This is a genomic window from Cellulosimicrobium sp. AB352, from assembly GCF_049538415.1.
Taxonomy (GTDB): Bacteria; Actinomycetota; Actinomycetes; order Actinomycetales; family Cellulomonadaceae; genus Cellulosimicrobium; species Cellulosimicrobium funkei.
Window position 1 is genome coordinate 126364 of sequence record NZ_JBMVFX010000010.1, and the last position, 19246, is coordinate 145609.

Annotated in this window: 20 protein-coding genes; 14 read left to right on the plus strand and 6 right to left on the minus strand. The window is 74.6% G+C overall.

The genetic code is table 11. The features are described from left to right. Positions 1-22: 22 nt before the first annotated feature. The 6 genes from ACPCUX_RS09495 to ACPCUX_RS09520 all read left to right on the plus strand — a co-directional run bounded on the left by ACPCUX_RS09495 (position 23) and on the right by ACPCUX_RS09520 (position 6407). Positions 23-709: a signal peptidase II gene (locus tag ACPCUX_RS09495; protein WP_114553690.1), complete on the plus strand. Its 687-nt coding sequence runs from the start codon at positions 23-25 to the stop codon at positions 707-709. Then, positions 706-1635 (plus strand): RluA family pseudouridine synthase, encoded by a 930-nt coding sequence (locus tag ACPCUX_RS09500; RefSeq protein ID WP_043655591.1) that lies wholly within the window; start codon positions 706-708, stop codon positions 1633-1635. Before ACPCUX_RS09495 ends, ACPCUX_RS09500 begins: the two co-directional genes overlap by 4 nt. Next, entirely contained in the window at positions 1632-2153 is a 522-nt protein-coding gene (locus ACPCUX_RS09505; protein ID WP_423388613.1) for a GNAT family N-acetyltransferase, read from the plus strand. The genes ACPCUX_RS09500 and ACPCUX_RS09505 overlap by 4 nt, the downstream gene beginning before the upstream one ends. 98 nt (positions 2154-2251) lie before the next feature. Continuing rightward, a complete protein-coding gene (dnaE, locus tag ACPCUX_RS09510; RefSeq protein WP_021481777.1) occupies positions 2252-5788 on the plus strand; it encodes a DNA polymerase III subunit alpha in 3537 nt (1178 codons plus the stop codon). Positions 5789-5812: 24 nt separating this feature from the next. Next, positions 5813-5944, plus strand: a complete 132-nt coding sequence (locus tag ACPCUX_RS09515; protein WP_144722875.1) for a hypothetical protein — start codon at positions 5813-5815, stop codon at positions 5942-5944. Between the two features lie 58 nt (positions 5945-6002). Further along, positions 6003-6407, plus strand: coding sequence for a pyridoxamine 5'-phosphate oxidase family protein (locus ACPCUX_RS09520; RefSeq protein WP_076406553.1), 405 nt, complete (start codon positions 6003-6005; stop codon positions 6405-6407). 27 nt (positions 6408-6434) lie between these two features. Here the strand turns inward: ACPCUX_RS09520 and ACPCUX_RS09525 are convergent, their stop codons facing one another. Further along, positions 6435-6671 carry an RNA-binding S4 domain-containing protein gene (locus ACPCUX_RS09525; protein WP_034652908.1) on the minus strand — a complete coding sequence of 79 codons (237 nt, stop codon included), beginning with the start codon at positions 6669-6671 and terminating at the stop codon, positions 6435-6437. A gap of 136 nt (positions 6672-6807) precedes the next feature. Here ACPCUX_RS09525 and hisD point away from each other — a divergent pair, with 136 nt between their 5' ends. Together hisD and ACPCUX_RS09535 are read left to right on the plus strand one after the other, a co-directional pair. Continuing rightward, complete coding sequence (gene hisD / locus ACPCUX_RS09530; protein WP_423388614.1) at positions 6808-8133, plus strand: histidinol dehydrogenase; 1326 nt, start codon at positions 6808-6810, stop codon at positions 8131-8133. Further along, positions 8130-8762, plus strand: coding sequence for a GNAT family N-acetyltransferase (locus ACPCUX_RS09535; protein ID WP_423388615.1), 633 nt, complete (start codon positions 8130-8132; stop codon positions 8760-8762). Before hisD ends, ACPCUX_RS09535 begins: the two co-directional genes overlap by 4 nt. A gap of 27 nt (positions 8763-8789) precedes the next feature. Here ACPCUX_RS09535 and ACPCUX_RS09540 read toward each other — a convergent pair whose 3' ends face one another. Further along, positions 8790-11057 (minus strand): RecQ family ATP-dependent DNA helicase, encoded by a 2268-nt coding sequence (locus tag ACPCUX_RS09540; RefSeq protein ID WP_423388619.1) that lies wholly within the window; start codon positions 11055-11057, stop codon positions 8790-8792. 365 nt (positions 11058-11422) lie between these two features. Beyond that, positions 11423-12445: an alcohol dehydrogenase AdhP gene (gene adhP / locus ACPCUX_RS09545; protein WP_051028484.1), complete on the minus strand. Its 1023-nt coding sequence runs from the start codon at positions 12443-12445 to the stop codon at positions 11423-11425. Positions 12446-12738: 293 nt separating this feature from the next. Between adhP and ACPCUX_RS09550 the strand changes: the two genes are divergently transcribed. From ACPCUX_RS09550 to ACPCUX_RS09575, 6 genes are all read left to right on the plus strand, one after another. Beyond that, positions 12739-13902 (plus strand): histidinol-phosphate transaminase, encoded by a 1164-nt coding sequence (locus tag ACPCUX_RS09550; protein WP_043658521.1) that lies wholly within the window; start codon positions 12739-12741, stop codon positions 13900-13902. Further along, complete coding sequence (hisB, locus tag ACPCUX_RS09555; RefSeq protein WP_021482124.1) at positions 13899-14498, plus strand: imidazoleglycerol-phosphate dehydratase HisB; 600 nt, start codon at positions 13899-13901, stop codon at positions 14496-14498. The genes ACPCUX_RS09550 and hisB overlap by 4 nt, the downstream gene beginning before the upstream one ends. Further along, positions 14495-15007: a hypothetical protein gene (locus tag ACPCUX_RS09560; RefSeq protein ID WP_034654090.1), complete on the plus strand. Its 513-nt coding sequence runs from the start codon at positions 14495-14497 to the stop codon at positions 15005-15007. The genes hisB and ACPCUX_RS09560 overlap by 4 nt, the downstream gene beginning before the upstream one ends. After that, on the plus strand, positions 15004-15678 hold the full coding sequence (hisH, locus tag ACPCUX_RS09565; RefSeq protein ID WP_051876765.1) for an imidazole glycerol phosphate synthase subunit HisH: 675 nt from the start codon (positions 15004-15006) through the stop codon (positions 15676-15678). The genes ACPCUX_RS09560 and hisH overlap by 4 nt, the downstream gene beginning before the upstream one ends. An 81-nt stretch (positions 15679-15759) precedes the next feature. Further along, positions 15760-16491 carry a bifunctional 1-(5-phosphoribosyl)-5-((5-phosphoribosylamino)methylideneamino)imidazole-4-carboxamide isomerase/phosphoribosylanthranilate isomerase PriA gene (gene priA, locus ACPCUX_RS09570; RefSeq protein WP_034654096.1) on the plus strand — a complete coding sequence of 244 codons (732 nt, stop codon included), beginning with the start codon at positions 15760-15762 and terminating at the stop codon, positions 16489-16491. After that, positions 16488-17234, plus strand: coding sequence for an SseB family protein (locus ACPCUX_RS09575; RefSeq protein ID WP_423388616.1), 747 nt, complete (start codon positions 16488-16490; stop codon positions 17232-17234). Before priA ends, ACPCUX_RS09575 begins: the two co-directional genes overlap by 4 nt. A gap of 69 nt (positions 17235-17303) precedes the next feature. Here ACPCUX_RS09575 and ACPCUX_RS09580 read toward each other — a convergent pair whose 3' ends face one another. The 3 genes from ACPCUX_RS09580 to ACPCUX_RS09590 form a co-directional block, all read right to left on the minus strand. Continuing rightward, a complete protein-coding gene (locus ACPCUX_RS09580) occupies positions 17304-17828 on the minus strand; it encodes a hypothetical protein (protein ID WP_137280343.1) in 525 nt (174 codons plus the stop codon). A gap of 94 nt (positions 17829-17922) precedes the next feature. Continuing rightward, on the minus strand, positions 17923-18684 hold the full coding sequence (locus tag ACPCUX_RS09585; protein ID WP_114554266.1) for a S1 family peptidase: 762 nt from the start codon (positions 18682-18684) through the stop codon (positions 17923-17925). Beyond that, a partial coding sequence (locus tag ACPCUX_RS09590) for a hypothetical protein (protein WP_423388617.1) occupies positions 18681-19246 on the minus strand: 566 nt, incomplete at its 5' end. The genes ACPCUX_RS09590 and ACPCUX_RS09585, both read right to left, overlap by 4 nt.

Here is a 19246-nt window from a genome sequence, read left to right on the forward strand (position 1 = left end):
CGACGTGGCAGACTTGCCGCCGATGTCCACCTCTGCGCGCCCCGAGCCCACCGATCCCGCCGACGCCTCCCCGCAGGCGACCGCCGACCCCTCCGCAGGAGCCGTCCGGCGCGGTCCGCGGCGCGTCCTCGTCGTGTGGACCGTCGTCCTCGCCGTCCTCGTCCTCGTGCTCGACCAGCTCACCAAGTGGTGGGCGGAGTCGAGCCTCACGCTGGGCGACGACACGATCCCGCTCGTGGGGTCGCTGCTCGGCCTGCGGCTCATCTACAACCCGGGTGCGGCACTCTCCATCGCGACGGGCATGACGTGGCTCCTGACCATCGTCGTGGTCGCGGTCGTGGTCGTCATCGTGCGCATGGTGAGCCGCATCGGCTCGCGCGCGTGGGCCGTCGCGCTGGGCCTCCTGCTGGGCGGTGCGCTCGGCAACCTCGTCGACCGCTTCTTCCGGGAGCCCGGCTTCGCGCGCGGGCACGTCGTCGACTTCATCGCCTACGCGAACTGGTTCGTGGGCAACGTCGCGGACATCGCGATCGTGGCCGCGGCCGTGATGATCGCCGTCCTGTCGGTGCTCGGCATCGGGCTGGACGGGACGCGCCACGGCGGCGACGACGCGGACCCTGGGACGAGCGCCGACGACGCCGTCGATCCGACGTCCGGGCCCGCACCCGAGCCGACCGCCACGCGGACCGACGACGAGGGAGCGCGATGAGCCTCCGGTCGCTCCCCGTGCCCGACGGCCTCGCGGGCGAGCGGGTCGACGCGGGGCTGTCCCGGCTCCTGGGCCTCTCGCGGACGCGGGCCGCCGAGCTCGCCGCGGGCGGCGCCGTCCGCCTCGACGGGCGCGAGGTCGGCAAGTCCGACCGGCTCGTCCCGGGCGGGTGGCTCGAGGTCGACGTGCCCGACGCCGCGCCCGCCGTCGAGGTCGTCGCGGAACCCGTGCCGGGCATGGGCATCGTGCACGACGACGACGACCTGGTGGTCGTCGACAAGCCCGTCGGGGTCGCGGCCCACCCGTCGCCGGGCTGGACGGGCCCGACCGTCGTCGGCGCCCTCGCGGCCGCGGGGTACCGGATCTCGACGTCGGGCGCCGCGGAGCGTCAGGGCATCGTGCACCGCCTCGACGCCGGGACCTCGGGGCTCATGGTCGTCGCGAAGAGCGAGGTCGCGTACACCGCGCTCAAGCGCGCCTTCAAGGAGCGCACGGTCGAGAAGGTCTACCACGCGCTCGTCCAGGGCCATCCCGAGCCCACCACCGGGACCATCGACGCGCCGATCGGGCGGCACCCCAGCGCGGACTGGAAGTTCGCCGTCACGGCGGAGGGCAAGCCCTCGGTCACGCACTACGAGGTGCTCGAGATGCTGCCCGCCGCGTCCCTCGTCGAGGTGCACCTCGAGACGGGTCGCACGCACCAGATCCGGGTGCACTTCTCCGCGCTGCGGCACCCGTGCGTCGGCGACCTCACGTACGGTGCCGACCCGGTGCTGGCCTCGCGCGTGTCCCTGACGCGCCAGTGGCTGCACGCGATGCGCCTCGGGTTCGAGCACCCCACGACCGGGCAGTGGCTCGAGCTGACGAGCGAGTACCCGGACGACCTCGCGCACGCGCTCGAGGTGCTGCGCGGGGCGTACGCGTGACCGTGGCCGCCTCGGGGCCGGGCGACGCCCGGCTCGCCGTGGAGCGCGTGGCCGACGACGCCGGGCTGGCCGCCGCGCACGCGCTGCGGCTCGCGGTGTTCGTCGACGAGCAGGGGGTGCCGGTCGAGGAGGAGATCGACGACCTGGACACCGCGGAGACGACCACGCACGTGCTCGTCCGGGACCGCGACCGGGGCGGGGACGTCGTCGGCACGGGCCGGCTCCTCACGGACCCCGCGCACCCGGGAGAGGTGCACGTCGGCCGGGTCGCGGTCGCCGCGGTCGCGCGCGGCACCGGCGCGGGAGTCGCGGTGATGCGCGCGCTGGAGGAGGTCGCGCTCGCCGAGCACGCGGTCCCAGGGCCGGACGGACGCCGCGCCGTGCGCGTCCTCCTCTCCGCCCAGGTCCAGGCGATCGGCTTCTACGAGCGGCTCGGGTACGCCGTGTCCGGACCCGTCTACCTCGACGCGGGCATCGACCACCGCGACGCTGCCAAGACCCTCACGACCGACGCCTGACCGGTCTCGGCGGGGTGCCGCGGGTCGTCCGCGTGACGTGCCGCACGACCCGCCGCGACCTCGCGGGAGTGTCGGTGGGGCACGCCTAAGATCGGTGCATGCCCACCGCGACTGAGGACTTCGTCCACCTCCACGTCCACACCGAGTACTCGATGCTGGACGGCGCGGCCCGGATCGGGGACCTGTTCGACGAGGTCGAGCGCCTGGGGCAGAAGGCCATCGCGACGACGGACCACGGCTACGTGTTCGGGGCGTTCGAGTTCTGGTCGCGGGCGCAGGCGAAGGGCATCAAGCCGATCATCGGCGTCGAGGCGTACGTCACGCCGGGCACGAGCCGGTTCGACCAGACCCGCGTGCGGTTCGGGCAGCAGGGGCAGGAGTCCGACGACGTCTCGGCGCGCGGTGCGTACACGCACATGACGCTGCTCGCGAAGGACAACGAGGGTCTGCACAACCTGTTCCGGGCGTCGTCGCTCGCGTCGCTCGAGGGGCAGATGGGCAAGTGGCCGCGCATGGACCGCGACCTCCTCCAGCGGTACGGCAAGGGCCTCGTCGCGACGAGCGGGTGCCCGTCGGGCGAGATCCAGACGCGCCTGCGCCTCGGCCAGTGGGACGAGGCGGTGCGGACGGCGGGCGAGCTCCAGGACATCTTCGGCCGCGAGAACTTCTTCGTCGAGCTCATGGACCACGGGATCGACATCGAGACGCGGGTCACGAAGGACCTCCTGCGCCTCGCGGAGACCATCGGCGCGCGCCTCGTCGCGACGAACGACCTCCACTACGTGCGCGAGGAGGACGCCTCCAGCCAGGAGGCGCTGCTCGCGATCAACTCCGGCTCGACGCTCGACGACCCGGACCGGTTCAAGTTCGACGGCACCGGCTACTACGTGAAGTCGGCGGCCGAGATGCGCCGGGTGTTCGCGGAGCTCCCCGAGGCGTGCGACAACACGCTGCTCATCGCCGAGCAGTGCGAGGTGTCGTTCAACACGAAGGCGAACTACATGCCGCGGTTCCCCGTCCCGGAGGGCGAGGACGAGACGAGCTGGTTCGTCAAGGAGGTCGAGCGCGGGCTGCACCGCCGCTACCCGAACGGGATCCCGGACGCGGCGCGCAAGCAGGCGCAGTACGAGACCGAGGTCATCATCCAGATGGGCTTCCCGGGGTACTTCCTCGTGGTCGCCGACTTCATCAACTGGGCCAAGGACCAGGGCATCCGCGTCGGCCCGGGCCGTGGCTCGGCGGCGGGCTCCATGGCCTCCTACCTCATGGGCATCACCGAGCTCGACCCGCTGGAGCACGGGCTGATCTTCGAGCGGTTCCTCAACCCCGAGCGCGTCTCCATGCCCGACGTCGACGTCGACTTCGACGAGCGTCGGCGCGGGGAGGTCATCCGGTACGTCACGGAGAAGTACGGGGACGACCGCGTCGCCCAGATCGTCACCTACGGCACCATCAAGGCCAAGCAGGCGCTCAAGGACTCGGCGCGGCTCCTCGGCTTCCCCTTCGCGATGGGGGAGAAGCTCACCAAGGCGATGCCGCCCGCGGTCATGGGCAAGGACATCCCCCTGTCGGGGATCTTCGACCCCAAGCACGAGCGGTACTCCGAGGCGGCGGAGTTCCGCCAGCTCCACGACACCGACCCGGAGGCGCAGCGCGTCGTCGAGCTCGCGCGGGGTATCGAGGGCCTGAAGCGGCAGTGGGGCGTGCACGCGGCGGGCGTCATCATGTCGAGCGACCCGCTCATCGACATCATCCCGATCATGCGCCGTCCTCAGGACGGCGCGGTCATCACGCAGTTCGACTACCCGACGTCCGAGGGCCTCGGCCTCATCAAGATGGACTTCCTCGGGCTGCGCAACCTCACGATCCTCGACGACGCGCTCGAGAACATCGAGATGAACGGCAAGGAGCCGATCGAGATCGAGTCGCTCACGCTCGACGACAAGGCGTCGTACGAGCTGCTCGCGCGCGGCGACACGCTCGGCGTGTTCCAGCTCGACGGCGGCCCCATGCGGGCGCTCCTGCGCCAGATGAAGCCGGACAAGTTCGACGACCTCTCGGCCGTCATCGCGCTGTACCGCCCGGGCCCGATGGGCATGAACTCGCACACGAACTACGCGCTGCGCAAGAACGGCCTGCAGAAGATCGAGCCCATCCACCCGGAGCTCGAGCAGCCGCTCGCGGAGATCCTCGACGAGACCTACGGCCTCATCGTCTACCAGGAGCAGGTCCAGAGGGCCGCGCAGATCCTCGCCGGGTACTCGCTCGGACAGGCAGACCTGCTGCGGCGCGCGATGGGCAAGAAGAAGAAGGAGATCCTCGACAAGGAGTTCGTGCCGTTCCAGGCGGGCTGCCGGGAGCGCGGGTACTCCGACGCCGCGATCCAGGCGGTCTGGGACACGCTGGTCCCGTTCGCCGGCTACGCCTTCAACAAGGCGCACTCCGCCGGGTACGGCCTCGTGGCGTACTGGACGGCGTTCCTCAAGGCGAACTACCCGACGGAGTACATGGCGGCGCTCCTGCAGAGCGTGCGCGACGACAAGGACAAGCTGGCCCTCTACCTCAACGAGTGCCGGCGCATGCACATCACCGTGCTGCCGCCGGACGTGAACGACTCGGCGGCGAAGTTCACCGCGGTGGGCGGCGACATCCGCTTCGGCCTCACGGGCGTGCGCAACGTCGGCGCGAACGTCGTCGACGCGATCATCCGCACGCGCGAGGAGAAGGGCGCGTTCACGTCGTTCACCGACTTCCTCGACAAGGTGCCGGCCGTCGTCTGCAACAAGCGCACCATCGAGTCGCTCATCAAGGCGGGCGCGTTCGACTCGCTCGGGCACGCGCGGCGAGCCCTGCTCGTCGTGCACGAGCAGGCCGTCGACTCGGTCATCAGCGTCAAGCGCAAGGAGGCGGAGGGCCAGTTCGACCTCTTCGCCGACTTCGGGGGCGCCGACGCCGAGGACGGCATGTCGTTCTCCGTCGACGTGCCCGACCTCCCGGACTGGGACAAGAAGCAGCGCCTCGCGTTCGAGCGCGAGATGCTCGGCCTGTACGTGTCCGACCACCCGCTGTCCGGGCTCGAGCACGTGCTGACGCGTGCGGCGGACACCGGGATCGCGAACCTCCTCGCCGACGAGGGCCGGCCCGACGGCTCCACCGTGACGATCGCCGGCCTCGTGACGTCGCTCCAGCGCAAGATGAGCAAGAACGGCAACCCGTGGGCCGCGGTGACCATCGAGGACCTCGAGGGCGCCGTCGAGGTCATGTTCTTCGGCGAGACGTACCTCGCGTACTCGACCGTCCTCGCCGAGGACCAGGTCGTGGTCCTGCGCGGGCGCGTGCGCCGGCGCGACGACACGATGCAGCTCCAGGCGATGGAGGTCTCGCTCCCGGACATCACCGTGGGCGCGGAGTCGCCGCTCGCCGTGAAGGTCTCGCACACGCGCTGCGTCGAGCCGATCATCCTGCGCCTGCGCGAGGTCCTCGCGACGCACCCCGGCTCGGCCGAGGTGCACGTCCAGGTCCTCGAGCCCGGCAAGACCACGGTCGTCCGCGCGGGCGACGGGTTGCGGGTCGAGAAGTCGCCGGCGCTGTTCGGCGACCTCAAGGCGCTGCTCGGGCCGTCCTGCCTGCTCTGACACGCCGACGCCGTCGGTCCGGCACTGCGCACGGTCCCGCCGCGCAGACGGTCCCGCCGCGCAGGCGGTGCCACCGCCCGGGCGGTGCCGTCCTGCCCGCGCTGCGGCGCACGCAGGACGGCGCACCCGCGGCGGCTCGTCGGCGGCGTCGTGTGACCACCGGCACGAGACGGCTCCGGCCGGTGCCGGGCGGGCCGCGCCTAGACTCGCGAGCGTGATCCGACTCAACCCCGAGCAGCGCGTCTTCGTCACCGAGCGGCACCTGGCCACGCTCACGACCCTGCGCGAGGACGGGAGCCCGCACGTCGTCCCGGTGGCGTTCACCTGGGACCCGGACGCGGGCGTCGTGCGGATCACGACGAACCGCGGGTCGGTGAAGGCGCGCAACGCCCGCCGGACCGGCCCGGACGGGGCGCACCCGCGCGCCGCGGTGTGCCAGGTCGACGGCGGGCGGTGGCTCACGCTCGAGGGGACGATCGAGGTCGTCGAGGACGCGGAGGAGGTGGCGGACGCCGTCGCGCGCTACGCCCGCCGCTACCGCCCGCTGACGCCCAAGCCGGAGCGCGTGGTGCTGCGCCTCACGCCGGACAAGGTGATGGCCTCGACGTACATGGCCTGACCGTGCCCGACGAGTCGTACCCGCCGCTCAGGCGACGGTCGCGCTCTCCCCGCCCTGCGGCCGGTCCACCGTGACGACGTCGCCCCGGTGCAGCTGGCGTCCCCGGCGCGTGTCCACCTCGCCGTTCACGCGCACCTCGCCCTCGGTGACGAGCTCGCGCGCCTCCGCGCCGGACTCGGCGAGCCCGGCGAGCTTGAGGAACTGGCCGAGGCGGATGACGTCGTCGGAGATCTCGACCGGGCGGGCGTCGTCGGAGGCGTTCATGACGCCATTCTCCCCGGCGCCGCGTGCCGCGACGACACGACTCCCGACGAGAACGCGCCGGCGCAGGGCGACCGCCAGGACGACCGGTGGGCGAAACGCGCTCGTCGCGGACCTCCCGGGCTCCTAGACTCGTCGCATGATCTCCCGCATCGATCTCCGAGGGCGTTCCCTGTCCGCACGCGAGCTCGCCGAGGCCCTGCCGCGCGCAGAGGTCGGCGTGGAGGACGCGGCGCATCGGGTCGCGCCGATCCTCGAGGCGGTGCGGACGCGCGGGGCCGAGGCCCTGCGCGAGTACGCCGAGCGCTTCGACGGCGTGCGGCCGGAGCACCTGCGGGTCCCGGCCGACGAGATCGCCGCGGCGCTCGCGGCGCTCGACCCGCAGGTCCGCGCAGGTCTCGAGGAGTCGATCCGCCGGGTCCGGCTCGTGCACGCTGCGCAGCGCCCGCAGGACTTCACGGTCCAGGTCGCGCCGGGCGCCCAGGTCCGCCAGCGGTGGGTGCCAGTGCGCCGCGTCGGGCTCTACGCGCCCGGTGGCCTGGCCGTCTACCCGTCGTCCGTCGTGATGAACGTCGTCGCGGCGCAGGAGGCGGGCGTGCCGAGCCTCGCCGTCGCGTCGCCGCCGCAGCGGGACAGCGGCGGCCTGCCGCACCCGACGATCCTCGCCGCGTGCGCGCTGCTCGGCGTCGACGAGGTGTACGCCGTCGGCGGGGCGCAGGCGGTCGCGATGTTCGCGTACGGCGCGGCCGGCAGCGAGCCGCAGGACGGCGACGTGCTGTGCGAGCCGGTCGACGTGGTGACGGGCCCCGGCAACGTCTTCGTCGCGGCGGCCAAGCGGCTCGTGCGAGGCGTCGTGGGCATCGACGCGGAGGCGGGCCCCACCGAGATCGCGGTCCTCGCCGACGCCTCGGCGGACCCGGGGCACGTCGCGGCCGACCTCATCAGCCAGGCGGAGCACGACCCGCTGGCCGCCGCGGTGCTCGTCACCCCGTCGGTCGAGCTCGCCGCCGCGGTCGAGGCGCGCCTCGCGGACCTCGTGACCGCGACGAAGCACGCGCAGCGCGTCGCGCAGTCGCTCGCCGGCCCGCAGTCCGCGATCGTGCTCGTCGACGACCTCGAGCACGGGCTGCAGGTGGTGGACGCCTACGGCGCGGAGCACCTGGAGATCCAGGCCGTGGGGGCGGCCGAGCTCGCCGAGCGCGTCACGAGCGCGGGGGCGATCTTCGTCGGGCCCTGGTCGCCGGTCTCGCTCGGCGACTACATGGCCGGCTCGAACCACGTGCTGCCGACGGGCGGCTGCGCGCACTTCTCCAGCGGGCTCGGCGTGCACAGCTACGTCAAAGCCGTCCAGGTGGTCGAGTACGACCGCGACGCCCTCGAGGACCTCGCGGACCGGATCGTCGCCGTGGCGAACGACGAGGACCTCCCGGCGCACGGCGAGGCGGTGCGGGCGCGGTTCCTGTGACCGCCGGTCGGTCCGGCGCGCCGCACGACGGCGGCCCGCACGACCAAGCACGGCGGCACGACGGCGGCCCGCACGACGAGGCCCTGCACGACGAGGCCCCGCACGACGGCGCCTCGCGCGACCAGGCACCGCTCGACGGCGGCCCGCACGGGGTCTCCGCGCGGGACGCCGTCGTGCGGGTGCGGCGTGCCGTCCCGCGCGACGCGGCCGACCTCGTGTCGTTGCGTGTGCACCTCATGCGCGCGATGGGCGAGCCCGGCGCGGAGGACCCGACGTGGCAGGGCCGGGCGCGCGCGTGGTTCGCCGCGGGTCTGGGGACTCCCGACGTCGTCGCGTTCGTCGTCGACGCACCGGGACGCCTCGCGGCGTGCGCGCTCGTCGAGCGGCACCGGTCCGCGCCGTCGGCGCGCAATCCCCGCGGCACGACGGCGCACCTGTCGAACGTCTGCACGCACCCGACGGACCGCGGCCGGGGGTTCGGGCGCGCGTGCGTCGGAGCGGCGCTCGACTGGGCCCGCACGGCGGGCGCGGACTCCGTGTCCCTGCACGCGACGCCGGAGGGCGAGCCGCTCTACCGCTCGCTCGGTTTCGTGGACACGACGTACACCGAGCTGCGCCTGCGCTGGTGACGCGGCCCGGTGTCTGGCGCGTCCGCGTCAGCGCACCCCGAGCACGAACGGGTGCACCGCCGCCGCCCCGGCGCGGCGCAGCAGGCGTGCCGCGACCGTGAGGGTCCAGCCCGACTCGGTGTAGTCGTCGACGAGCAGCACGCGGCGGCCGGCGAGCCCCGCGCGCGCGGCGTCCGACAGTTCGAGCTGGAGGCGGCTCGCGACGCCCGCGAGGCGCGTCGCGGAGTTCACGTCGTGCCGGCCCGGCTCCTCGCGGCCCGGGACCGGGCCGACCGCGCCGATGAGCGGCTTGCCGAGATAGCTCGCGAGCCCGTTCGCCAGGTGGAACGTGAGCCGCGGGCGCGTCGCGGAGCGGACCGCGACGACGCCGTCCACGAGGAGCCGCCGTTCGGCCGGGGCTGTGCCGTCAGGAGAGTTGTCATCGACCCCGGTCTCCGGGTCCGGCTGCGGGGCGGACTCGTAGAGCTCCGCCCAGTCGTCGAGGACGCGCGCGGCGGCGCGCCGGAGCGCGACGGGGGTGTCGCCGTCGGGCGTCGTGGCCGCGAAGAGCTCGCGCAGCGGCGCGGACCAGCCGAGCCCGTCGAGGCGCGCGACCGCGCGCCCGGTCTCGGCGAGCTCGTCCGCACCCAGGCGCCCGCGCAGGTCGAGCCCCAGACGGTCCATGCCGCTCGGCCACTGCCGACGGGCCACGACCTCGACGCCGGGGCGGTCCATGTCGGCGCGCGCGGCGGCGACGGCCTCCGCGTCGGGGAGTGCGGGCAGCGTCACGCCGCCGCACGTGTCGCAGCGGCCGCACCGCCACCCGTCCTCGAGCTCCGGGTCGTCGAGCGCGGCGCGCAGGAACGCCATGCGGCACCCGTCGGTGGCCTCGTAGTCGAGCATCGCCTGCTGCTCGGCCGAGCGCGTGGCGTCGACGCGCGCATAGCGCTCGGCGTCGTACGTCCAGGGCTCGCCCGTCGCCTCCCAGCCGCCCTTGACGCGCCGGACCGCGCCGTCGACGTCGAGCACCTTGAGCATGCCCTCGAGGCGTGACCGCTTGAGGTCGACCTGCGTCTCGAGCTGCGCGACGGACTGCGTGCCGCCCGCGCCGAGGGCGTCGAGGGTCGCCCGCACCTGGTCTTGGGGCGGGAACGCGGTGGACGCGAACCACTCCCAGATGCGGCGGTCCTCCTCGCCCGGCAGGAGCACCACGACGGCCGAGTCCACGCCACGGCCCGCGCGCCCGACCTGCTGGTAGTACGCGATGGGCGAGCTCGGCGCCCCGAGGTGGACGACGAAGGCCAGGTCCGGCTTGTCGAAGCCCATCCCGAGCGCGGAGGTCGCGACGAGCGCCTTGACACGGTTCTCCTTGAGGTCCTCCTCGAGCCGCTCGCGCTCGGCGGGGTCCGTCTGGCCCGTGTACGACGCCACGGCGAGACCGGCGGCGCGGAGCTGGCTCGCGACCTGCTCGGCGGCGGAGACGGTGAGGCAGTACACGATCCCCGAGCCGTCGACGTCCTGGAGCGCCTCGACGAGCCACGCGACGCGCGTCGGCTGGTCGGGCAGGCGCAGCACGGCGAGGTGCAGCGACTCGCGGTCCAGGCCGCCGCGCAGGACCAGGACGTCCTCGTGGGCCGCACCGCCCGCGGCGTCGCCGACGGCCCCGCCCGCGGCGTGCGCCGCCGTGACGCCGAGCTGCTCCGCGACGTCGGCGGTCACGCGCTCGTTCGCCGTCGCGGTCGTCGCGAGCACCGGGATGCCGGGCGGCAGGTCGGCGAGCAGGGTGCGGATGCGCCGGTAGTCCGGCCGGAAGTCGTGGCCCCAGTCCGAGATGCAGTGCGCCTCGTCGATGACGACGAGGCCCGCGTCGGCCGCGAGCCGGGGGAGGACCTCGTCGCGGAAGCCGGGGTTGTTGAGCCGCTCCGGCGAGCACAGGAGGACGTCCACCTCGCCGTCCGCGATCGCGCGGTGGACGTCGTCCCACTCGGTGACGTTCGCAGAGTTGATCGTCACCGCCTTGATCCCGGCGCGTGCGGCGGCCGAGATCTGGTCGCGCATGAGCGCGAGGAGCGGGGACACGATCACCGTCGGGCCGGCGCCGCGGTCCCGCAGCAGCCGGGTCGCCACGAAGTACACGGCCGACTTGCCCCACCCGGTGCGCTGCACGACGAGCGCACGACGGCGGAACGCCACGAGCGCCTCGATCGCGCGCCACTGGTCCTCGCGCAGCGTCGCGTCGTCGCGCCCCACGAGGGCGCGCAGCGCGGTCTCGGCGTCCTCGCGCAGCGACTGCCCGTCGAGGAGGCCGCGCAGCATGGCGAGCTTGGCGCGCTTGGCGGCCTCGCCGCCGTCGGCCGCAGGAACGGGCGTGGGGTCGGGCGTGGGGTCGCCGCCCCGAGCGCCCGTGCCCGGGACCTCGCCGCCGGCCGTGCGCGCGGCGGGAGCCGCGCCGGCCGGTGCCTGCGGCGCCGCGCCCGCCCACGGGTCGCCGAACGGGTCGGCGGGCTCGTCGAGCGGCGGCTCGTCGGCCGGGTCGAAGGGCAGGTCGGCGTACGGGTCGGTGGGGCTCACCCGCACGATCGTAGGCGCACCCGCCGACCCTCGGGCCGTCGTGCACAGCCCCGGCCCGCGACCCGGTCGGGGTCACGGGCCGGGACGACGCGAGCGGCAGCGGCGCGACGTCAGGAGCGCATGTCCATGACGACGCGCCCGTCGATCCGGCCCTCCTCCATCTCGGCGAAGATCGCGTTGATGTCGTCGAGCGGACGCACGGTGTACGTCGGGCTGATCTTGCCGCGCGCGAAGAAGTCGAGCGCCTCCGCCATGTCCTTGCGCGTCCCGACGATCGACCCGCGCACGGTCAGGCCGAAGAGGACGGTCGTGAAGATGTCGAGCGGGAACTTCTCCGGCGGCAGGCCGACGAGCGAGACCGTGCCACCGCGGCGCAGCGCCCCCACGGCCTGCGGGAACGCGTGCGCGTTGACGGCGGTGACGAGCGCGCCGTGGACGCCGCCGCCCGTCTTCTCGCGGATCTCGGCCGCCGCGTCGGGCGACGTCGCCGCGTTCACCGTCACCTCCGCGCCGTGCTTGCGCGCGAGCGCGAGCTTCTCGTCGTCGACGTCCACCGCGGCGACGCGGCGGCCCATCGCGACCGCGTACTGCACCGCGATGTGCCCGAGGCCGCCGATCCCGGAGACCAGCACCCACTCGCCGGGCTGGGTGTCCGTGACCTTGAGCCCCTTGTAGACGGTGACGCCGGCGCACAGGATCGGCCCGACGGCGGAGAGGTCGACCCCGTCGGGGATCACCGGGCAGTACCGCGAGTCGACGAGCATGTACTGGCCGAACGAGCCGTCGACCGAGTAGCCGCCGTTCTTCTGCTGCGGGCACAGCGTCTCCCAGCCCGTCTCGCAGTACTCGCACTCGCCGCACGCGCTCCACAGCCAGGCGTTGCCGACCGTGTCGCCCACGCGCACGCGCGTGACCTGGTCGCCGACCGCGACGACCGTGCCGACGCCCTCGTGGCCCGGCACGAACGGGGGAGCGGGCTTGACCGGCCAGTCGCCGTGCGCGGCGTGCAGGTCCGTGTGGCACACGCCGGTGTAGTCGACCTTGACCAGGGCCTCGTGGGGCCCGGGCGACGGGACGTCGAGCTCCTCGACGACCAGCGGGTCGGTGAACGAGCGGACGACGGCGGCACGCATGGCGGACACGGGGATCACCTCGTTTTCTCGGGGAGAGGGCCAGGAGGACCCTGCCGACGGTCCTCCCTTCCCTCTCGACGCTACGCGCGCGACGCCGCTCCGGCGCCCCGGACGGCCGGACCGGCGACCGACGTCCGCCCAGGTCGGGACCTCCGCCTCTCGCCGGCGAGGCCGACCGTCCCGGCCGACCGCGCGCCGACCGGCCTGGGGGACCGCCGCGTGCCGGTCGTCCCGGGTGCCCGCGTGCCGGACGTCACGGGCGGCCGCGCGCCCACGCTTCGTAGACTGGGGGAGTGACCCCACCCTCCGTCGCGGGACGACCCCTGCTCCCGCTGCGCCCCGAGCTCGCCGGCGTCGAGCCGTACGGCGCGCCGCAGCTCGACGTCCCGGTCCTGCTCAACGTCAACGAGAACCCGCACGCGCCGAGCGAGGCCGTCGTCGCGACCATCACGCGCGCGGTGCACGACGCCGCCACCGGGCTGAACCGGTACCCCGACCGCGACTTCCTCGGCCTGCGCACCGACCTCGCCGCCTACCTCGGGACGGAGGCGGGCGTCGCGCTGGGGGCGGAGCAGCTCTGGGCGGCGAACGGCTCGAACGAGATCATGCTCCACGTGCTGCAGGCCTTCGGCGGCCCGGGGCGCACGGCCGTCTCCTTCGCCCCGACGTACTCGATGTACCCGGAGTACGCGCGCGACACCCACACGGACTGGGTCGTCGGGCGCCGCGCGGAGGACTTCACGCTCGACCCGGAGCACGCCCGCGAGGTGATCGCGCGCGAGCAGCCGTCCGTCGTCCTGCTCGCGAGCCCGAACAACCCGACCGGCACGGCGCTGCCCGCCGCGACCGTCGAGGCGGTGTGCGAGGCGGCGCTCGCGGTGCGCGTCCCGCTCCCCGGGGGGCAGGAGGCGCCCGCCGTCGTCGTCGTCGACGAGGCGTACGGCGAGTTCCGGCGCGCGGGGACGCCGTCGGCGCTCGAGCTGCTCGAGCGCTACCCGAACCTCGCGGTGACGCGCACGATGTCCAAGGCGTTCGCGCTCGCGGGCGCTCGCGTCGGGTACCTCGCGGCGTCGCGCGAGCTCGTCGACGCGCTGCGCGTCGTGCGCCTGCCGTACCACCTGTCGGCCGTGACGCAGGCGGTCGCGCGCGCGGCCCTCGCGCACTCGGGCGAGCTGCTCGCGCAGGTCTCCGCGCTGCGCGAGCGCCGCGACGAGACCGTCGCGTGGCTGCGCTCGCTGCGGCACCCGGACGGTCGTCCGTTCGAGGTCGCGGAGTCCGACGCCAACTTCGTCCTGTTCGGCACGTTCGCGGACCGGCACGCGGTCTGGGCGGCGTTGTTGGAGCGGGGCGTGCTCATCCGGGAGACTGGTCCCGACGGCTGGCTGCGGGTGTCGATCGGCACCGGCGACGAGATGAGGGCCTTCCGACAGGCCCTCGTGGAGGTGGCAGGACTGTGAAGCGCACCGCGCGCATCGAGCGCGCGACGTCCGAGTCGAGCGTGCTCGTCGAGCTCGACCTCGACGGGACCGGACGGACCGAGATCTCGACGACCGTCCCGTTCTACGACCACATGCTCACGGCGCTGGGCAAGCACTCGCTCATCGACCTCAAGGTCGTCGCGACGGGGGACACCCACATCGACGCGCACCACACGGTGGAGGACGTCGCGATCACGATCGGCGAGGCGCTGCGCGTCGCGCTCGGCGACAAGGTGGGCATCGGGCGCTTCGGCGACGCGACGGTCCCGCTGGACGAGGCCCTCGCGCTCGCCGTCGTCGACGTGTCCGGACGGCCGTACCTCGTGCACTCGGGCGAGCCGGAGGGGCAGGAGTACCACCTCATCGGCGGGCACTTCACGGGGTCGCTCACGCGGCACGTGCTCGAGTCGATCGCCCACCACGCGGGCATCTGCATCCACGTGCGCGTCCTCGCGGGCCGCGACCCGCACCACATCGTCGAGGCGCAGTTCAAGGCGCTCGCCCGGGCGCTGCGCGCCGCCGTCGCGCCGGACCCGCGCGTCGAGGGCGTCCCGTCCACGAAGGGAGCCCTGTGAGCACCCACGACGACGACGCGCTGGACGGCGTCGAGATCCCCGACGACCTCTCGTCGCTGACGGCCTCGGCGGTCCCCGACCTCGTGGCGCTCATCACGCAGATCGCGGGCGCGGAGCCGCTCGCGGCGGCGTGCTCGCTCGCGCAGGTCGAGGCGGACGTCGTCCCGACCGACGTCGGTGCCGTGGCGGTGCTGCGCGACCCCGCGGGCGACGCACCCGCGCACGCGGCCGCCGCCCTGACGACCCTCGTCAAGGGCGTGCCGCTCGTGCTCGTCGAGCGCAGCGGCGAGCAGCTCACGATGACGCGCTGGGCGGACGGCGTGCAGGGCGACACCCTCGCGCCGGGCCTCGTGCTCGGCGGTGCGCCCGAGTCGCTCGAGGACCTGCTCACCGGCACGACGACGCTCGCCGACCAGGACGGCGTCGTGGCGAGCTCGTCGATCTCCCGCTGGAAGGCGATGCGCCTGCTCACGTCGGCGGCGCGGCGCGCACGGAAGGACGGCGCATGACCGAGCCCACCGCGGCGGCGCCCGCCGCCCGCCGCCCGTCCGTCGTCGTGCTCGACTACGGGTTCGGCAACGTCCGCTCGGCCGTGCGCGCGCTCGAGCGCGTCGGCGCGGACGTCGAGCTGACGGCGGACCGGGCGCGCGCGCAGGACGCGGACGGGCTCGTCGTCCCGGGCGTCGGCGCGTTCGCCGCGGTCATGACCGGTCTGCGCGGCGTGCGGGGCGACGAGATCGTCGGTCGGCGGCTCGCCGGCGGGCGGCCCGTCCTCGGGATCTGCGTGGGCATGCAGGTCATGTTCGAGCAGGGCGACGAGCACGGGACGCTCACCGACGGTCTGGGGGAGTGGGCGGGCCTCGTCGACCGTCTGGAGGCCGACGTCGTGCCGCACATGGGCTGGGACACGGTCGACGTGCCCGAGGGCAGCGTGCTGTTCCGCGGGGTCGAGCGCGAGCGCTTCTACTTCGTGCACTCCTACGCGGCCCGGTCGTTCACGACCGGCCAGGACCTCCCGGCGGACTCGCCCGTCCGCCGACCGCTCGTCACGTGGTCCGAGCACGGTGGCCGCTTCGTCGCGGCCGTCGAGAACGGCCCGCTGTCCGCGACGCAGTTCCACCCCGAGAAGTCGGGCGACGCCGGCGCGACCCTGCTGGAGAACTGGGTCCGCTCGCTCTGACCGTCTGCGCACGCGGCACACGCCCGGCGCGCACCACCCGGCGCGAGCGACGCGCCACCGCCTACACCGATGGAGACCCTCGTGACCGACCGCCTCGTGCTGCTCCCCGCCGTCGACGTCGCCGACGGCCAGGCCGTCCGCCTCGTCCAGGGCGAGGCGGGCTCCGAGACCTCGTACGGCGACCCGCTCGCCGCCGCGCTCGACTGGCAGTCCGGCGGCGCGGAGTGGATCCACCTCGTGGACCTCGACGCCGCGTTCGGCCGCGGCTCCAACGCGGAGCTGCTCGCCGACGTCGTCGCGCGCCTCGACGTGCAGGTCGAGCTGTCCGGGGGCATCCGCGACGACGCGTCGCTCGAGCGCGCGCTCGCCACCGGCGCGCGCCGCGTCAACCTCGGCACCGCGGCGCTCGAGAACCCCGAGTGGACGGCGAAGGTCATCGCGGAGCACGGCGACGCGATCGCGGTCGGGCTCGACGTGCGTGGCACCACGCTCGCCGCGCGCGGGTGGACGCAGGAGGGCGGCGACCTGTGGGAGGTCCTCGACCGGCTGGAGGCGGCCGGGTGCGCGCGGTACGTCGTCACGGACGTGACCAAGGACGGGACGCTGCGCGGCCCGAACCTCGACCTGCTGCGCGACGTCGCGGCGCGCACCGACGCGCCCGTCGTCGCGTCCGGCGGCATCTCCAGCCTCGAGGACCTCGAGGCGCTGCGCTCGCTCGTGCCGGCCGGTGTCGAGGGCGCGATCGTGGGCAAGGCCCTCTACGCGGGCGCGTTCACGCTCCCGCAGGCGCTCGACGTCGCGGGTCGGCCGTGACGACCGACCACGAGCCCGCGGGCCCGGGCAAGGCGCTCCCGCCGTCCTCCGGCTTCGCGGGCGACGACGGATCGGCCGACCCCGCGCTCGCCGCGCTCCTCGACGCCTACGCCGCGGGCTCGGCCTCGCTGTCCGACGTCGTCGCGCGCCTCGGCGAGACGCGCGTGCTCGTGCCGATCCTCGCCGAGCTCGAGAGCGCGGGCGAGGGCGAGCACGGGCACACGGTGGACAAGGAGGCGTCGGCCGGGGTCGTCGCCATCGAGGCGCCGGACGGGCGCCGCGCGCTGCCCGTGTTCACGTCCGTCGCGGCGATGGCGGCCTGGCGCGCGAGCGCGCGGCCGGTGCCGGTGGACGCGCGCCGCGCGGCGCTGTCCGCCGTGAGCGAGGACTGGTCGCTGCTCGTGCTCGACCCGGCAGGACCGGTCACGGCGCTCGTGCCGCGCCCGGCCGTGTGGGCGCTCGCGCAGGGCAAAGACTGGTCGCCCGCGGTCGTCGACGGGGTCGTGGTGCCGGAGGTGCTCGCCGCCGTGCAGGGGTCGCTCGCGGGCGTGCCGCACGTCGCGCGCGTCTGGGCCGAGCCGGGCCGCCGGGCCGAGGTCGCGGTGGTCCTGCGCATCGACGCCGGCCTCGACCGCGCCGGTCTCGACGCCGTGCTCGGGCAGGTCAACGCCGCGCTCGCCACGGACGCCGTGGTGTCCGAGCGCGTCGACGGGCTCGAGCTCCGCGTCGGCCGGGCCGACTGAGGAGACCGGTCGACCCGGACCGCCCGCGCGGACGCGCCGGTCGAACGGTCGGGGCAGCCCCCTCCGGGCTCAGCGCCGGCGCAGTCGGCTGAGGCCCCACGCGAGCGCGGCCGAGAACGCCACGACCGCGCCCAGGGCCTGCCCGCCGAGGATCACGCGGTTGAGGTCGAGGGCGGGCTGCCAGCGCACGCCCGCGTCGTCGACGACGTAGACGCCCTTCGCGACGACGCGCACCCCGAACCCGCCGCCACCGCCCGAGCCCTCGCCGCCCGCCTCGCCCCCGGCGTTGCCGGAGCCCGGGTCGGAGGTCGAGCCGCCGTCCACGGTGCCGTCGTCGGGACCGGCGTCCGCCCCGCGCGCTGCCGCGCCGACGCGACGCCGCCAGTCCGCCGCACCCTTGCCGGAGAGCTCGCCGGTGCCGGACCCCCAGCCCGAGCCCGTGCCGCCCCAGACCGTCGCGACGGGGATGACGAGCGTGCCGTCCCGCTCGTACGACTCCCCGAAGACGCGACGCACGGTCAGCGTGTCGCGTGCCGCGTGGGTGATGTGCGCCGGGTCGACGGGGGGCGTGTCCGAGCTCGCGTGTGTGCTCATGGCACGAAGGGTAGACCTGGGGCCCCCGGTGCGCGCGAGAACCGCGCGCACCGCCTCGCCGTCGAGGTCGTCGGTGCGCGGACGCCGGGACGGGTCAGGCGTCGCACTCCGGGAGGGCCGTGAACGCGGACTCGTCGCCGAGCATCGTCTGGAGGGTGCTCACGGGCACGAGGAGCGACTTCTCCGTCGACGTCTTCGCGTAGACCACGCCGATCACCTCGCCCGCCTCGTTGAGCGCGGCGGACCCGGAGCTGCCCGGCTCGACGGGGGCGTCGGTGACGAGCACCTCGCCGAGGTTCTCGTGCAGCGGGTCCGTCGTCGTGCCGATGACCGAGCCCTGCGTCACGGTGAGCCGCCCGCCCTCGGGGTACCCGACGACCGTCACCGCGTCGCCGGGCGCCGGGTCGGCGGCGGCCAGGGTCGGGGCGGACGGGAGGTCCTCCGCGGTCCGGACGATCGCGAGGTCCGCCAGGCCGGCCACGCTCGCCGTCTGGGCGGCGATGTCGCGCCCGTCGTAGGTGAGGAGCTGGAGCGAGCGCGACGAGTCGACCACGTGCTTGTTGGTGATGAGGGTCCGGGAGTCGACGGCGAACCCCGACCCGGTGGACAGGCCGTCGCACCGGACGTTGCGGATGCGCACGGCCATGCGCTGGACGGCGTCGAACCCGTCGGGGGAGAGGTTCTCCGAGCCGGCCGGGTCGTCGGGCGCCACGAGCGACGGCACGACCGAGCCCGGCACCGGCTCGGGTAGCTCCGGCAGGACGCCGCAGGCGCCGAGCGAGCCGCCCGCGAGCGACAGCCCGAGCAGCGAGCCGAGGACGCGCACCGCCGCGCGCCGGGACGGGCGGCGCGTCATCCGGCGAGCTCCTGCTGGAGCTGGGCGTTCGCGTCGGTGGCCTCCTGGCAGAGCACCCCGACCTGGTCGGCGAACCGGTCGATGTCGGCGGGGTCGTAGGCGTCCCGGTTGTTGAGGTACCCGATGAGCTGCGTCTGCGCCGTCGTGCACTGCCCGAGCGCGGCCGCGACCTTGCCCGCTGCGTCCGAGACCCGGCTCTGGTAGTCCAGGTACTGCTGGGACGCCTCGTTCTCGTCGCCCAGCTGGGCCTTCTCGTTGGCGAGGTCGCTGATGCGGTCCTGGGCGGCGGTGAGCTGGGTGCGCGCGGACTCGAGCTCCGCGTTCGCGCCGTCGAGCTCGGTGCGCAGCTGCGCGACGTCCTGCCCGAGCCCGCGCGCCTGCGCCTCCCACCCGGCGCTCGTCTCCTGCCAGCGCGTGGTGGTGAGCCACAGGTACGCGCCGACGCCCAGCGCCGCGGCGAGGGCCAGCACGAGCACGACGATCGCGACCACGGCCCCGCGACGCCGTCGAGGCCGGGCCGCCGCGGTGTCGCCGCTCGCCGGCGCGCCGTCGCCCGGCGCGG